Origin of the sequence: Pseudomonas sp. EA_35y_Pfl2_R5 (genome assembly GCF_963970805.1) — a bacterium.
GTDB lineage: Bacteria > Pseudomonadota > Gammaproteobacteria > Pseudomonadales > Pseudomonadaceae > Aquipseudomonas.
Window position 1 is genome coordinate 572,980 of the sequence record NZ_CAXAOW010000001.1, and the last position, 14,562, is coordinate 587,541.

General features: G+C 63.9%; 14 protein-coding genes and 2 riboswitches. Of the genes, 6 read left to right on the forward strand and 8 right to left on the reverse strand.

Annotation, left to right across the window (positions count from 1 at the left end):
- Positions 1-21: 21 nt before the first annotated feature.
- Positions 22-228: riboswitch (cobalamin riboswitch) on the reverse strand.
- 154 nt (positions 229-382) lie between these two features.
- The 3 genes from AACX99_RS02585 to cbiE form a co-directional block, all read right to left on the reverse strand.
- Positions 383-1,099: a (2Fe-2S) ferredoxin domain-containing protein gene (locus AACX99_RS02585; protein ID WP_339409262.1), complete on the reverse strand. Its 717-nt coding sequence runs from the start codon at positions 1,097-1,099 to the stop codon at positions 383-385.
- Between the two features lie 85 nt (positions 1,100-1,184).
- Positions 1,185-1,904 (reverse strand): cobalt-precorrin-6A reductase, encoded by a 720-nt coding sequence (locus AACX99_RS02590; RefSeq protein ID WP_339409263.1) that lies wholly within the window; start codon positions 1,902-1,904, stop codon positions 1,185-1,187.
- On the reverse strand, positions 1,901-3,103 hold the full coding sequence (gene cbiE / locus AACX99_RS02595) for a precorrin-6y C5,15-methyltransferase (decarboxylating) subunit CbiE (RefSeq protein ID WP_339409264.1): 1,203 nt from the start codon (positions 3,101-3,103) through the stop codon (positions 1,901-1,903). Before cbiE ends, AACX99_RS02590 begins: the two co-directional genes overlap by 4 nt.
- A 58-nt stretch (positions 3,104-3,161) precedes the next feature.
- A riboswitch (cobalamin riboswitch) is annotated at positions 3,162-3,349 on the forward strand.
- Positions 3,350-3,445: 96 nt separating this feature from the next.
- Between cbiE and cobG the strand changes: the two genes are divergently transcribed.
- From cobG to AACX99_RS02625, 6 genes are all read left to right on the forward strand, one after another.
- On the forward strand, positions 3,446-4,789 hold the full coding sequence (gene cobG, locus AACX99_RS02600) for a precorrin-3B synthase (protein ID WP_339409265.1): 1,344 nt from the start codon (positions 3,446-3,448) through the stop codon (positions 4,787-4,789).
- Positions 4,782-5,408: a precorrin-8X methylmutase gene (locus AACX99_RS02605; protein ID WP_339409266.1), complete on the forward strand. Its 627-nt coding sequence runs from the start codon at positions 4,782-4,784 to the stop codon at positions 5,406-5,408. Before cobG ends, AACX99_RS02605 begins: the two co-directional genes overlap by 8 nt.
- The gene (locus AACX99_RS02610; RefSeq protein WP_339409267.1) at positions 5,405-6,157 is read left to right on the forward strand and encodes a precorrin-2 C(20)-methyltransferase; all 753 of its coding nucleotides are present in this window, start codon (positions 5,405-5,407) and stop codon (positions 6,155-6,157) included. The genes AACX99_RS02605 and AACX99_RS02610 overlap by 4 nt, the downstream gene beginning before the upstream one ends.
- A gap of 136 nt (positions 6,158-6,293) precedes the next feature.
- Positions 6,294-7,955 carry a precorrin-3B C(17)-methyltransferase gene (gene cobJ, locus AACX99_RS02615; RefSeq protein ID WP_339409268.1) on the forward strand — a complete coding sequence of 554 codons (1,662 nt, stop codon included), beginning with the start codon at positions 6,294-6,296 and terminating at the stop codon, positions 7,953-7,955.
- Between the two features lie 160 nt (positions 7,956-8,115).
- Positions 8,116-8,985 carry a tetratricopeptide repeat protein gene (locus AACX99_RS02620; protein WP_339409269.1) on the forward strand — a complete coding sequence of 290 codons (870 nt, stop codon included), beginning with the start codon at positions 8,116-8,118 and terminating at the stop codon, positions 8,983-8,985.
- Positions 8,986-8,999: 14 nt separating this feature from the next.
- On the forward strand, positions 9,000-9,479 hold the full coding sequence (locus AACX99_RS02625) for a YegJ family protein (RefSeq protein WP_339409271.1): 480 nt from the start codon (positions 9,000-9,002) through the stop codon (positions 9,477-9,479).
- 197 nt (positions 9,480-9,676) lie between these two features.
- Here the strand turns inward: AACX99_RS02625 and AACX99_RS02630 are convergent, their stop codons facing one another.
- From AACX99_RS02630 to AACX99_RS02650, 5 genes are all read right to left on the reverse strand, one after another.
- The gene (locus tag AACX99_RS02630; RefSeq protein WP_339409273.1) at positions 9,677-10,069 is read right to left on the reverse strand and encodes a VOC family protein; all 393 of its coding nucleotides are present in this window, start codon (positions 10,067-10,069) and stop codon (positions 9,677-9,679) included.
- Positions 10,070-10,377: 308 nt separating this feature from the next.
- The gene (locus AACX99_RS02635; protein WP_339409275.1) at positions 10,378-11,853 is read right to left on the reverse strand and encodes a YecA family protein; all 1,476 of its coding nucleotides are present in this window, start codon (positions 11,851-11,853) and stop codon (positions 10,378-10,380) included.
- A 141-nt stretch (positions 11,854-11,994) separates the two neighbouring features.
- Complete coding sequence (cobF, locus tag AACX99_RS02640) at positions 11,995-12,768, reverse strand: precorrin-6A synthase (deacetylating) (protein WP_339409277.1); 774 nt, start codon at positions 12,766-12,768, stop codon at positions 11,995-11,997.
- The gene (locus AACX99_RS02645; protein ID WP_339409659.1) at positions 12,765-13,451 is read right to left on the reverse strand and encodes a vWA domain-containing protein; all 687 of its coding nucleotides are present in this window, start codon (positions 13,449-13,451) and stop codon (positions 12,765-12,767) included. Before AACX99_RS02645 ends, cobF begins: the two co-directional genes overlap by 4 nt.
- 2 nt (positions 13,452-13,453) lie before the next feature.
- A complete protein-coding gene (locus tag AACX99_RS02650) occupies positions 13,454-14,476 on the reverse strand; it encodes an ATP-binding protein (protein ID WP_339409279.1) in 1,023 nt (340 codons plus the stop codon).
- Between the last annotated feature and the right edge of the window lie 86 nt (positions 14,477-14,562).

The window sequence follows — 14,562 nt, forward strand, 5'->3', positions numbered from 1 at the left end:
GCAACATCCCTAAGAACCTGTTCAGGTTCTTAGAATCAGGCCGGTCTCCGGGCTTGCGAGGGTCATGACGTCATCGCCTTCCCATGCAGAAACTGCACAGTGGCATCGTGATGACGTCGCTCGCTTACCGTTGCGGGGGCAGCGTCGGACTAACCCAAAAAGGGCGCACCGACTTCCCGTTTAACCTCACGCACGGCGGCGTGAGACACCTGAAACGGCGCGGATATGACCATCCGCGCCGACACAAGTCAAGGCGTGAACTCGACAAGGCCACCCGCTCAAGGGCGAGGTTTTACATCTGTGGGAGGCGCTTTAGCGGCGGTTTCTGATGAGGCGTAGGGTGGACAACGCGAAGCTTGTCCACCATTCGTGGCGCAGTGACTCAGCCCTGATCAATCCGCAGCTCAGGCACGGCGCGCCCGGCCACCAGGCGCTCATCGACCAGACGGATTAGCTCGGCCTCATCACGCACGCGAAACCACTCGCCGGCCGGGTAGAGACTGGCCGTCGGGCCCAGATCGCAGGGAAACTGACACTGCGTGCGGGTGATATGCACCCCGCCCTCGCACTCCAGCTTGCCCGCAGCCTTGAGCCGCTGGCGCAAGGCCTTCCACAGCTCCAGCGCACCACGCCGGGTGCAGCGCGGGCCGTTGCACAGCAGCAGGCGTTGCGCGTGCGGCGGAATCTGCGACCAGGCGTGATGTCCCGGCACGGCGGCCACACCGACACAGGGCAGGTGCAGTTCAGGGCGCTCGATCAACGCGCAGGCGGCCTCCACCGGCAAGCCGTCGGCCTGGCCAATCGCACTGGCGACAAACAGTTGCTCCGGCTCGGCCTGCTGGCACAGTTCGCTGCGCAGCCAATCGAGGTGCGGGCTGCTGCTCTGCGGCTCCAGGTCGATCACCAGTAGCGGCCGCTCAGCCTCGGCCACGCGCTGCCAGAGCGGCGCATAGCCTGCGCTGGTGTCGACGATATCGGCCAGCGCTGCTTCACCACGCAGCTCAACCAACCGGCGACGCAGCAGCTCGGCAAACGAGCCCTCGGTCAGCTCCGGGCCGACAAACAAAATGCGGGCGTAGGGTGAAACGGGCGTGGTCATGGCGGCCTCCAAAGCGGGGCGGCAGTCTAGCAGGGGATGTTTTGCATTTGGCACGTAGGGTGGATGAAGCGTCATCCACCCTACCCTATAACTGCAGCGCCTCGACAAGATCTTCCAGGCAGGCAAACTCGCGCTCCACACTCGGCAAATCAGGCCGACGCAGCAGCAAAACCGGCACGCTCAGCTCCCGCGCCACCTGCAGTTTCGGCTCGGTGGACTGGCTGCCGCTGTTCTTGCTGACCAACACATCGCTGCCCAACAGAGCGAACAGTGCGCGCTCGCCGTGCAGATCAAACGGCCCGCGAGCGCCGATAATTGTCGCCCGCGGCACGGCCTCCTGGGCCGTTAGGCAACGCACCGTCCAGTGTTGATGAGGGGGGATTTCATGCAGATGCTCCAGCGGTTCGCGGCCTAGGGTAAACAGCGGACGACGAAAGTCTTGCAGCGCAGCCACCAGTTCGTTCCAGTCACCCACTTCGCGCCAGTCATCTCCGGCGCCAGCCTGCCAGCCGGGGCGGCGCAGCGCCCAGCAGGCAACTCCGCTCAGCTCGGCGGCGCGGGCGGCATTGGTGCTGATCTGTGCGGCATAGGGGTGGGTCAGATCGAGCAGCAGTTCGACGCCCTGTTCGCGGATAAACGTCGCCAGCCCTTCGGCTCCGCCAAAGCCGCCGACGCGCACCTGACAGGGCAAGTCATCCGGCACCCGGCCCAACCCGGCCAGACTGTAGATCGCTTCAGGGCTTAAACGCCGCGCCAGGCGCAGCGCCTCGGTAGTGCCGCCCAATAGCAGAATTCGCGGGCTCACGGCTTGCACACCTCCAGCAGGGTGATCGGCAAGGCGCTGCGCCAGGTGTCGAAACCGCCCAGCGGCTGCGCCTGGGCCACGCTGATACGGATCAACTCGCCGCCCACCTGCTCGCGCCAGGCCACCAACGCCGCTTCGCTTTGCAGAGTGACGGCATTGGCCACCAGCCGACCGCCCGGCTTAAGGCTGGCCCAGCACTGCTCCAACACGCCGGGGATGGTCACCCCACCGCCGATAAAGATCGCATCTGGCGCGGCCAAGCCGGCCAAGGCCTCGGGCGCACGGCCGGCGACCAATTGCAGGCCGGGCACGCCGAGGGCATCGCGGTTGTGTTGGATATGCGCCTGACGGCCGGCATCGGCCTCGACCGCAAGCGCCCGGCAGCTGGAGTGTGTGCGCATCCATTCGATACCGATGGAACCGCAACCCGCTCCGACATCCCAAAGCAGCTCGCCGGGTTGCGGCGCCAGGCGCGCCAGGGTGATGGCGCGCACGTCGCGCTTGGTCAGCTGGCCGTCGTGCTGATAGGTGTCGTCCGACAAACCCGGCGTGAGCGGCAGCAAGCGCGCGTCGGCATCTGCAACGCAGTCGACCGCCAGCAGATTAAGGTCAGCCACCCGTGGCAGCGACCAGTCACTGGCCAAGCCGTCGATGCGCCGCTCACTGGCGCCGCCCAAATGCTCCAGCACGGTCAACCGGCTGAGGCCAAAACCACGCGCGCGCAGCAACTCGGCCACCGCCGCCGGGCTATCACCGTCATTGCTCAACAGCAGCAGCCGCGCACCGGGGAAAATCTGCGCCTGCAGCGCCGCCAACGGCCGCGCCACCAGCGACAGCACCGTCACCTCCTGCAACGGCCAGCCCATACGGGCGGCGGCCAGGGACACCGAAGACGGTGCGGAAAACACCCGCAACTCTTCCGCTGGCAGCTGCCGCGCCAGGCTCGCACCAACCCCGTAGAACAGCGGATCACCACTGGCCAGCACACACAGCGGCGTACCGCGCCGCGCCAGTACGGGTTCCAGGCTGAATGGGCTCGGCCACAGCTCGTGCTGCCCTGGCAGATCGCTGGGCAACAGCGCCAGCTGTCGTGGGCTGCCGACAATCCACTGCGCCTCGCCCAGCGCCCGACGCGCCGCCTCACCCAGACCGGCGTAACCGTCTTCACCAATGCCCACCAGGGTTAACCAGGCCGTCATACCCACTCCTCTGCGCCCGCCCGACGAGCAAGGGTGTCTGCGCGTCAAACAAAGCGGGCATAATAGCGCCTTCGTCGGTGCCCGCCGCCATTGTGCATAGGGCCTAAGAGGGAACACGGTTAAACCGTGGCTGCCCCCGCAACTGTAAACAGCGAGTCTGCCGCAACTGCGCCACTGGGTAACCGGGAAGGCCGCGGCAGATGATGACCTGTCAGCCAGGAGACCTGCCGACGACGCTAGTCGCGAGTGCCAACATCGGGCGGGGTGTACCGATGCCATGAAATCCCCTGTGGGCGGATTTCGCTGGTTCGGTCGCCGCGTCTTTGTTGCTGGTGACCCTTTTTGCGCGACCGTCCAACCTCCGCCGACCTGCCCGACCCACGTCCTAGCGCGTGTCCCGGCCTGCTGCGTATCGTTCCGGCGCTGGACGGCGGCATCTGCCGGGTCAAACTGGCCGGCGGCGTGCTTAACAGCCAACAGGCACGCGCCATCGCCGAGGCGGCCGAGCGCTGCGCCAACGGTTTGCTGGAGCTGACCAACCGCAGCAATCTGCAGATTCGTGGCGTATTGGCTGGCCAGCAGGCCGAGCTGATCGAGCGCCTGCTGGCCGCCGGCCTGGGCCCAAGCAACCCGGCCGCCGACGATGTGCGCAACCTGCTGCTCAGCCCCGCCGCCGGCCTCGACCCGCACGCCCTGCTCGACACCCGCCCACTGGCCGCCGCGCTGCTCGCCCTGCTGCAAACCACCCCGGCGCTGCATGGGCTGTCGGCCAAGTTCGCCTTGCAGCTGGACGGCGGCGAAGCCCTGGCGATGCTCGAACACCCCCACGATATCTGGCTTAGCGCCCTGCCCGGATCGCCGGCCCGATTGACGTTTGGCCTGGCGGGTTGCCCCAGTGATCCGCCGCTGGGCATGGTCAACGTTGAGCAGGCCGTGCCGTTGGTAGAACAGCTGCTCAGGCTGTTCCTCGATCTGGCTGGCAACGAACACAGCCGGATGCGCCAGCTGCTAAGCGTGATTCCCGCCCACCAACTGCTGCAACAGCTGCAAACGCGCCTGCCCTTTACCGTGCAAGCGGCCCCGGCTGATTGGCAACGCAAACCAGTCAGCCCACGCGCGCCGATGGGCATTTATCCACAGCAGCAGGCCGGCCTGTACATGGTCGCCGCCGCCTCGCGGCTGGGGCGGATCGACGCCGCACAACTCAAAACCCTGGCCGAGCTGGCTGAGCACTGTGGCGATACCAGCCTGCGCCTGACGCCCTGGCAGGGCCTGTTGCTACCGAATATCCCCAAGCCATCGGCAGACAAACTGCTGCACGCACTGGCCGAACTCGGCCTGCTCACCGATGCGCAGGAGCCGTTAAGCAATCTGATCGCCTGTACCGGCTCAGCCGCATGCAGCAAAGGCCTGAGCGACAGCAAGGCCGATGCCCTGCAGCTCGCCAAGCGCCTGCGCACCAGCAGCGCACGGCCGCAGGTGCATCTAAGCGCCTGCCCGCGCTCCTGCGCCGCCGCCCATACCGCGCCCTTTACCTTGCTGGCCAGCAGCGCTGGCCACTACCAACTCTATCAACGCACGCCCGAGGCGGCCGGTTTCGGTCAGCTGCAGGCCAGCGCCATGACTATCGACGAGGCCGGCGACTGGTTCGCCGCCCACTGCGCAACAGGAAACAGCGATGCTTGAGTACATCCGCGACGGCCAGGAAATCTACCGTCAGTCCTTCGCCACCATCCGCGCCGAGGCTGACCTGTCAGCGATCCCGGCCGATCTGGAAAAGCTCGCCGTGCGTATCATCCACGCCTGCGGCATGGTCGATGTGGTGCAGGACCTGCGCTTCTCCCCCGGCGCAGGTGCCGCTGGCCGCGCGGCCCTGGCCAAGGGTGCGGCGATTCTCTGCGATGCGCGGATGGTCGCCGAAGGCATCACCCGCCCGCGCCTGGCCGCGAATAACCCGGTGATCTGCACCCTGCATAACGACGGCGTGATCGAGCAGGCCCGCGAACTGGGCAATACCCGTTCGGCAGTCGCATTGGAACATTGGCGCGAGCACCTGGAAGACAGCGTGGTGGTGATCGGCAACGCGCCCACCGCGCTGTTCTATCTGCTGGAAATGCTCGACGCCGGCGCGCCAAAACCGGCGCTGATTATCGGCATGCCAGTGGGCTTTATCGGCGCAGCCGAATCCAAAGACGCCCTCGCCGCCGACAGCCGTGGCGTGCCTTATGTAATCGTCCGTGGTCGGCGTGGCGGCAGCGCCATGGCGGTGGCGGCGGTCAACGCCCTGGCCACGGAGGTGGAGTGATGAGCACACAAAAAGGCCGCCTGCTCGGCCTCGGCGTCGGTCCCGGCGACCCCGAGCTGGTTACCCTCAAGGCCTTGCGCCTGCTGCAATCGGCCGCTGTGGTCGGCTACTTTGTGGCCAAGGCCAAAGCCAACAAGGGCCAGGGCGGTAACGCCTTCGGCATTATCGAGCAGCACCTGACCGACACCCAGCAGCGCTTGCCGCTGGTCTACCCGGTGACCACGGAAAAACTCGCCGCGCCGCTGAGCTATGAAGATGTGATCAGCGACTTCTACGACACCTGCGCGGTGCAGATCGCCGCGCGGCTCGACGCCGGTCAGGATGTAGCGGTGATCTGCGAAGGCGACCCGTTTTTCTACGGCTCCTATATGTACCTGCACGACCGTCTGGCCGGCCAGTACGAGGTGGAAGTGGTGCCCGGCGTTTGCTCCATGCTCGGCTGCGCCTCGGTGCTCGGCACCCCACTGGTGTACCGCAATCAATCTTTGAGCGTGCTCTCCGGCGTGTTGCCCGAAGACGAACTCAAGCAGCGCCTGCACAGCGCCGAAGCCGCGGTGATCATAAAGTTGGGGCGCAATTTCGAGAAAGTTCGCCGTGTGCTGCAAGAGCTGGGCATCGACCAGCGCGCCCACTACGTCGAGCGCGCGACCATGGGCAACCAGCGCATCGTGCCGCTGGATGAAGTGGAGCCGATGTCCTCGCCGTACTTCTCGATGATCGTGATCCCCGGCGAGAAATGGCGCGGTTAACCGGGGCTTAACGACCCATAGGGTGGATGACGCTTCACCCATCCACCAACGCCGAGATGGTGGATGAAAAAAGCGTCATCCACCCTACCCATTGATCGCGGCCAAGGCCGCTCCTACGCCAACCACGGAACACCTTATGACCGCTGCTCCCGCCATCATTATCCTCGGCCCCTCCGCCCTGCCCTGCGCTCGGCGCATCCAGGCGCTTTATTCACAGGCGCAAATCCACGGCCTGAGCGGTCGAGTGGCGGATGTCGATCGGCTTTATGACGACTTCGGCGACACCCTGCGCACGCTCTATCGCGCCGGTACGCCGCTGATTGTGTTGTGCGCCGTCGGCATCGTGATTCGTAGCCTGGCCGCCGTGCTCGGCGAGAAAGACCACGAGCCACCGGTGCTGGCCGTGGCCGAAGATGGCAGCGCCGTGGTGCCGCTGCTCGGCGGCCTCGGTGGGGTCAACCGCATGGCGCGGGAAATTGCCGCGCATTTGCAGACCAGCGCGGCGATCACCACCAGCGGCGAACTGCGCTTTGGCACCTGCCTGCTGGAGCCACCAGCCGGCTATGTACTGGCCGATCTGGAACAAGGCAAAAGCTTTGTCAGCGACCTGCTCGGCGGCCAGGCGGTGAGGATCGAGGGCGACGCACCCTGGCTGGCCCAGGCCAAACTGCCGGTGGATAACCAGGCCAACCGGGTGATCCATATCAGCCCGCTCAACCGCGCGGCCAATGCCGACGAACTGCTGATCCACCCGCAACAGGTGGCCGTGTGGATCGAACGCGCCAGCGCCGATTTACTCAGCGAACTGCAACAGGCGCTGCAAACCAGCAACCTGGCCGCGCAGAGCCTGGCCTGCCTGCTGGCCGCGCCAGAACTGATGGCCAACGCCGACCTGCACAGCGCCGCCGCACAGCTCGAACTGCCGCTGCGCTTTATCGATGACGCCACGCAACTGCCGCCGCTGCATAGCCAGCACGCCAACCTGCGTCTGCTGCTGGCCGCGGCGCCCATCGACGCCAGCCAACTCGGCCGACCCCGCGGCCGTCTGACGGTGATAGGCCTCGGCCCCGGCGCCGCCGAGTTTATGGTGCCCGCCGCACGCCAGGCGCTGGACGAAGCGCAGGACCTGCTCGGCTACGAAACCTATATCAAGATGACCGGCCCGCTGCGCCCGGAGCAGGTGCGCCACTGCACCGACAACCGCGAAGAAATGCAGCGCGCCCGCCATGCCTTTGCATTGGCCGCCAGCGGTCGCCGTGTGGTGGTGGTGTCCTCCGGCGACCCCGGCGTGTTCGCCATGGCCGCCGCCGTGCTGGAAGCCCTGCACGCATCGACCGACGCCGAATGGCAGCGCGTCGATCTACAGGTATTCCCCGGCGTTTCCGCCGCCCTGGCCACCGCAGCCAAAGCCGGCGCGCCGCTGGGCCACGACTTCTGCCTGATCTCCCTCTCGGACAACCTCAAGCCCTGGGCCATTATCGAAAAACGCCTAGAGCACGCCGCCGCCGCCGACCTGGTGATGGCCTTCTACAACCCCATCTCCAAAGCCCGCCCCTGGCAGCTCGGCTCTGCGCTGGACATCGTCCGCCAGCAACGCACGCCAGATACTCTGGTGGTGCTAGGCCGCGATATCGGCCGCCCCGGCGAAACCCTGCGCAGCCTTACCCTCGGCGAGCTGACGCCAGAGATGGTCGATATGCGCACCCTGGTAATCATCGGCTCCAGCCAAACCTGCCGCTTCCCCCGCGCCGAGGGTGGCGAGTGGGTGTATACGCCGCGTAGTTATCCACAGATATAGGCCGGAACCACTGCACTCGGCAGTCCTGCAAAAAGACGATTAATCGACAGCCTGGGCAGGCATAACTTGTCTTGTTTAACGATGAGTCACTAAGGTAACCGTCACTGTTTATCAGCCCCGGACGCATCAGGCTCGGGTTAACCCATCAAGGATGATCGACATGCTACGCACCCACGCCCTTACCGCCACGCTGCTCGCCAGCGCCCTGCTGCTCTGCACGCTCACCAGTCAGGCGGCGATCAAGCACTGCCCAGTGACGATTGATCAGTCCGACGATGACAACATTCTGGATCACCTGCAGCGGGCTAATAACGGGGATGCCTGTGCCCAGTTCAATATGGGCTACCAGTTCTACACCCAGCAGGATTATCCCGAGAGTGAACGCTGGTACGCCAAAGCCGCCGAGCAAGGGGTCAGCCGCGCGGCATTTGAAATTGCCATGCTCTACCGCGACAAACTTCTGCCGGGTGACGACTCCGAGCGCAAACGCTGGCTGAACCAGGCAGCCGAGCAGGGTTTTACCCAGGCTCAGGTTGAACTGGGCATCGATTATCTGGACAACCCCGGTGATCAGGATGAGCGCTACCAAGCCATGCATTGGTTTGAACAAGCGGCCGACCAGGGCGATATACAAAGCCAATACCTGCTGGGTGAGCTGTACTGGAGCCGCGACAGCGGTGTGGAGTTTGCCGCCAGCGGCGATGAGCGCGCCATACACTTCAGCAGCGACGACAGCAAAGCGCTTTACTGGATCTGCAAAGCCGCGCAAAGCAACCATGCCCCCGCGCAATTCAGCCTCAGCGAGGCCTACAGCACCGGCACTGGCGTACCGGTCAATCGCGACCAGCAGCAACTGTGGCTGGAACTGGCCGCCAACAACGGCAGTGAAGAGGCCAAGGAGCGACTGGATGACAGCGATCTACCTTGGTACACCCGCCTGGAAAACTGGGGCAAGCGGCAAATGATCGATGAAACCGCCCAATGCCCGGACTTAGAACTGCAAGCCACAGAACAGCAGGCAAGCTACTAACGAAAGGAATCAGCATGCGCCCCTTCCTTATCGCTCCTCTGCTCGCACTGGGCCTGGCTACATTCCACGCCAGCGCGCGCGACACCAATGAAGTGGTCACCTCTGACCGGCAAAACCCGGCCGTCTCAGCTGCCGTGCGCCAGGCCCAGGCAGGCCTGACCGAGTTCCTGGCACAGGCCGCCAAACCGCCCGCCAATACCCGTGACTACAAGGTTCAGGTCATGGCCGAAGACAGCAACGGCATTGAAACCTTCTGGGTCACGCCCTTCCACGCGCTTGAACAGGGTTTTATCGGCACCGTGGCCAACGAGCCACGCATTGTCAAAAGCGTGACCTGGGGTCAACAACTGCGCTTTACACGCGAACAGATCACCGACTGGGGTTACCTGAAAAACGGTCGCCAGGTTGGTAGCTTCACCATCTGTGCATTGTTCAAAGAGATGCCCCCTGAGCAGGTGGAGTTCTACCGCAGCCAACACGGCTTTGACTGCTGATAGCGACGAAACCCTGCGTACCGATGGTGGCGCGTGAGGGTTTGTGATGTGGGGGTAACCAGGGCCAGGCCAGCTGAACCTGCAATCGCCATCGCGGGTTTTGGCAACTCACAGATGATGGGCTTGCGGCAGCATGGGTATCGCTACGCTCAATCCATCCTACAAGCGGCTTGGCCTGGCCCCCGCTAAGGGGCTCCTCACTCGGGCTGGTGACAAACCACGCAAAGCTTGTTGCCGTCGGGGTCGCGAAAGTAGGCACCGTAGTAGTCCGGGTGATACTCGGCGCGTAGCCCCGGTGGCCCTTCACAGCGCCCACCGTGAGCAAGCGCCAGCCGATGGGCCTGCTCGACCTGTGCGCGGTTCTGCGCCAACAGCGCCACCATCTGCCCGTTGCCTGGGTGATGCGGGGCACCGTCATGGGGTTTGCCGATCAGCAGCAGCGGCCGGGGTTCCGGCTTCGATTGCCAGGCCGCCCAGGGTTTGTGCTCATCGAGAAAACGCAGCTCGATACCCAGTAGCGTCATGATCGGCTGGTAGAAGGCCAGCGCTCGCGGGAAGCCACTCACTCCGATGCAGATATGGGAAAACATGGGTTTGCTCCCGGTAGATAAATGAGGCTCTGCCGAGAATACTCCGCCATCGGCGTTGCATGCGGCAATACCACCGCCGCCTGCGAAGCACCGCCTCGCCGCCTCTCTAGGTAAGGTCCTTGAAAACAGTAATAGGGGACAGACAACAGTTTTTCGCTTCTGCTTGATCATTCAAGCGAAACCGTGGTCTGTCCCCTATTGTCACAGGTGGTACCCATCGAGGGTTTTGACGGTTCACTGATGGTGGGCTGGCAGCAGCATGGGTTTTACGGTTCACAGATTATGGGTTGGCAGCTCAACTGTAGGCGTCACGTACTCTCGTTGCCAGATGCGGCAGCGGAGGACTGTCGCGGCGCAGCATCTCGCATCATCGCTTCTGCCATGCGCACGCAGTAGTGCGTTGCCAGATCGATCTGAGAAAGCACAGCCAGTTCGTCTATGTCTGGAGCCGCTTTCATATGGTCCAACAGTCTTTCCCTCGGCGTGTCACTGGCACTCTCCCAAAGGAAATTGAAGCAGTCCATTGCTGTTCTCAATGGCTTGCGGCCCGCATTGCGGTCAACCACGCCATCAGGCCCCGGCACCACATAGCTCTCACCGATCTGGAAGCGGTTCGGAGGCGAGTTGTTTGCGAAAGCATCCGCCTCGCCGTCAAAGGACACTGGGATCGCCCGATGCTTCCCCATTGACTCGATCAGCTCGAACACCGGCAAGTGGCGTCGCCGCGTCTGCACCTCATCTATCAAGGTCTTGAAGCCAGGCTGCATGTCATTCACACGGAACCCCCACAGCAGAAAGCTGAAGGGCAGACCGGTTGCGTCAAGATGATGCTCTTCGGGACTGAGTGTTGCGATTACATACGCCGCGGGCAGCGTTCTTCCGACCGGGTCCTCCGTAAAGCGTTTCAGCCGCTGCCTGGTCTCTGCCAGAGCGATGGGAAGATCCTCTAGCCGGTGGAATTCTAGTCGCCCGTCGTTCGTGTCGATGAAAACAATTCGGGGATACTCGGCGTGCTTCGTCAAGGCACTGTGCAAAAGCTTATTGACCTTCAGCCTGGCACCTTCACGTCGTTTGGCTTCAACGGAGAACTTGGCACCAGTGGCGACATGGGTGGCAACGAACTCCACGTGCGTGGTACGGCGGTCCGTCTCATCCTCCAATTCGAGGGTGAACCCAGCTCGTAGCAACGATGCAGCAACACGGACCTCATACATCGCCCCCGGAAATCCACTAGGACTCCTGACCCGATCAATGAGCAACTGCTCAACGTCAACTGCATGCTGAAGCGCGTACAAGTCGTAAGCGAAGCGCATGTACGCCGACAACGCTCCAGTCGCAGCCAATCCAAGTTCTTCGCGGTTTGCCTGACGCGTAGCCGCCAGCTCGCAGGCACGCATGAACCAAGCCACAATGCGATGCCGATATTCCACCGGCTTACGTATTTCTTCCTGCCACCAGTCTTCGCCAAGAACGATCCTGGGGTAATCGCGCAAGAAGTCGTGAAACGTTTTCCAGTGCTTCGACGTGTGACACCGGCGGCCGACGGCCACAACACGGTGCTCCTGGAGCTGCGTGGAAATAATGGACCGTCCCAATCCTTGCTGCTCCCGGCGCTGAAACTCACGCGCCTCAAGCCGAGATTGAGACGAACGATGCGGCGCTTCAAGCGCCATGCGGGCGGTAGCCCGCTCTGTCACCAGCTGCTCCGGCGAGCCGTGGCACTTTTTGAATTTCTTGCCGCTATTGCAGGGGCACGGGTCGTTCCTGCCAGGCTTGCTGTTCATGTGCTCAGTTTTTCGTGCATCGGACGGTCGAGAATAGTCAGCGGAATAATGACTGACAATGGCTGTCGAGCGCGAAGACGACGGCAGCAAATAGTCTGAATAACCAACGGTGGACAAGGCTTCGCTTGTCCACCAAGTACCTCAAGCCCTCTCCTTCCCCAGCTTACGCAATAAATAGCTATCCATAATCCACCCATGCTGCTCCCGCAATTCGGCGCGGCGAGTGCAGATGGTCTCGGCGACCTCGCTTAGCGGCCCAGCGATCAGCACTTCATCCGGGGTGCCGATATAGGCGCCCCAGTAGATCTGCATGTTTTGATCGACAAAGCGCTGGTAAGTGTCCTGGGCGTCGAGCATCACCAGCACGCTGTCCACGCCCTCTGGGAAGCCGCCTTCGGCCAGGCGCCGCGCCGGGGTGATCTGGAAGGCCTGGCCGATGCTGTTAAAGCAGACCTTATGCTTGGCCGCCAGGGCTTGCAGGCTGGTGATGCCGGGGATGACCTCGTACTCGATTTCTTCCGCGCTGTTGCGAACTATCTGCTCGACGATACGCAGGGTGCTGTCGTACAGCGCCGGGTCGCCCCAGACCAGAAAGGCCCCGGTTTCGCCATCGCGCAGCTGCTCGCGGATCATGCCTTCGAACACCTGCTGCTTGTCCTGATTCAGATCGACCACGCTGCCGCGATAGTCCGCTACATCGCGCACCCGCTCGGGGCAGTCGGCGCTGGCAAAGCGGTAGTCGCGGCCCTGGATAAAGCGTTCACAGATGGTCTTACGCAGGCCGATCAGGCTGTCCTTGGCGCTGCCCTTGTCCATCAGAAAGAACAGGTCCGTGCGGTTCAGCGCGTTGATCGCCTGCACGGTCAGATAGTCCGGGTCGCCGGCGCCGATGCCGATGATCAACAGGGTTTTCATAAGGCTGTCTCCAGGCTGCCGGCTATAACCGGCAGCGAATCGATATGTCGGTAGTCGGCACCTAACTCGGCGGCCAGCTGACGCGCGCGGCCCAGGCGGATCGGTGCGCTTTCGATATCCACCAACAGCGCCGGGCAAGCGCTCGGCGCTAACGCCGGCCAATCGCGCAGGCGGCCATCGGTGATGATCAGCAAACGCTGACGCTCGGCCGGATGCAGGCGCTGACGCCGCGCCTGCCAGTCGGCGGCCTGCTGCAAAGCATCTAACAGCGGCGTGCCGCCGCCCGCGCCCAGCTCGGCCAGCCACTGCTGCAAGGCCCGGGAAGGCTTCTGCCCCTGCCACAACCATTGCGCCTGACGGCCAGTCGCATGCAACAAGGCCAGGCGCGCGCGCTGCCGGCGCGCCTGCTCGAACACTTCACTGAGCAAACCCTTCGCCTTGCTCAACGCGCCATGGCGGCGGGTCGAGGCCGAGGCATCGACTATCACCAGCCAGAGCTCCGCTGGCTTGGCGCTGCGCGGACGCAGCACGAGATCCTGGCGACTGCGCGGGCGGCCTTTAAGCAGGCTCGCCGGCCAGTCGATACGGCCCGCAGCGCCACTGCGACTGGCGCCGTTACTACCATTGCCCAGTGTGCCGGGTGCGGCCCGGGCATCCGCGCCTAGGGCTGTGCGCGGGCGGATGCCTAGGGCTTTTTTGTCCAGCGCGGCGGTTCACGCCGGACGCCAAGGCTCTGTGCCTGGGCGGGCAACTCGCCCCACTGGCCTTCGCCTTGCGGCGCTTGTGGCTGCTCGCTCGGCGCGCTGTTATTTGGCTGCGATTCGGGCTGTGATTGTGGCGGCTGCGCGGCAGGCGGCAGGGTATGCCGGCGACGGTGACGCAGCACAAAGTCTTCCACCGCATCGATATCCACCGCCTCGATATGTTCGGCACCACGCCAAGCAGCATGGGCGCGAGCGGCGCGCAGCCAGACCAGATCGGCGCGCAGGCCGTCGACGGCGGCGGCGAAGCAGCGTTGGCTGATCTGTTCCAGAGCGGCGTCATCCAGGGGAATCGCCGCCAGACGCTCACGGGCGCTTTGGCAACGCTCGCGCAGCTCGTCTTGCTGCACCTGCCAGCGCTGCAGAAACGCCTGCGGGTCGGCATCGAAGGCCAGGCGGCGGCGAACGATTTCGGCGCGCTGGGCCGGTTGCGGCTGGGCATCCAGGGCCAGGTTAAGGCCGAAGCGATCGAGCAACTGCGGGCGCAACTCGCCCTCCTCGCCGTTCATGGTGCCGATCAGCACAAAACGCGCAGCATGCCGATGGGAGATGCCGTCGCGCTCGATATGGTTGACCCCGCTGGCGGCGGCATCCAGCAGAAGGTCGACCAGATGATCGGGCAGCAAGTTGACCTCATCGACGTACAACACGCCGCCATTGGCCTTGGCCAGCAACCCGGGAGAAAACTGCGCACGGCCCTCGCCCAGCGCGGCATCCAGATCGAGGGTGCCAACGATACGCTCCTCACTCGCCCCTAGCGGCAGGGTGACAAAGGTGCCGCTGGCGAGCAGATCGGCCAGGCCACGGGCCAGGGTCGATTTGGCCATACCGCGCGGCCCCTCGATCAGCACACCGCCAATCGCCGGATCAATGGCCGCCAGGCACAGCGCCAGTTTCAGGTCATCGGCGGCGACCACGGCAGCGAGGGGGAAGTGGCTATCGGTCATGGTTGCAGTCCATCAAGTTTGCGTAGGGTGGACGACGCTTTTCTCGTCCACCATGACGGTGTTTTGGTGGATGGATAAAGCGCCAT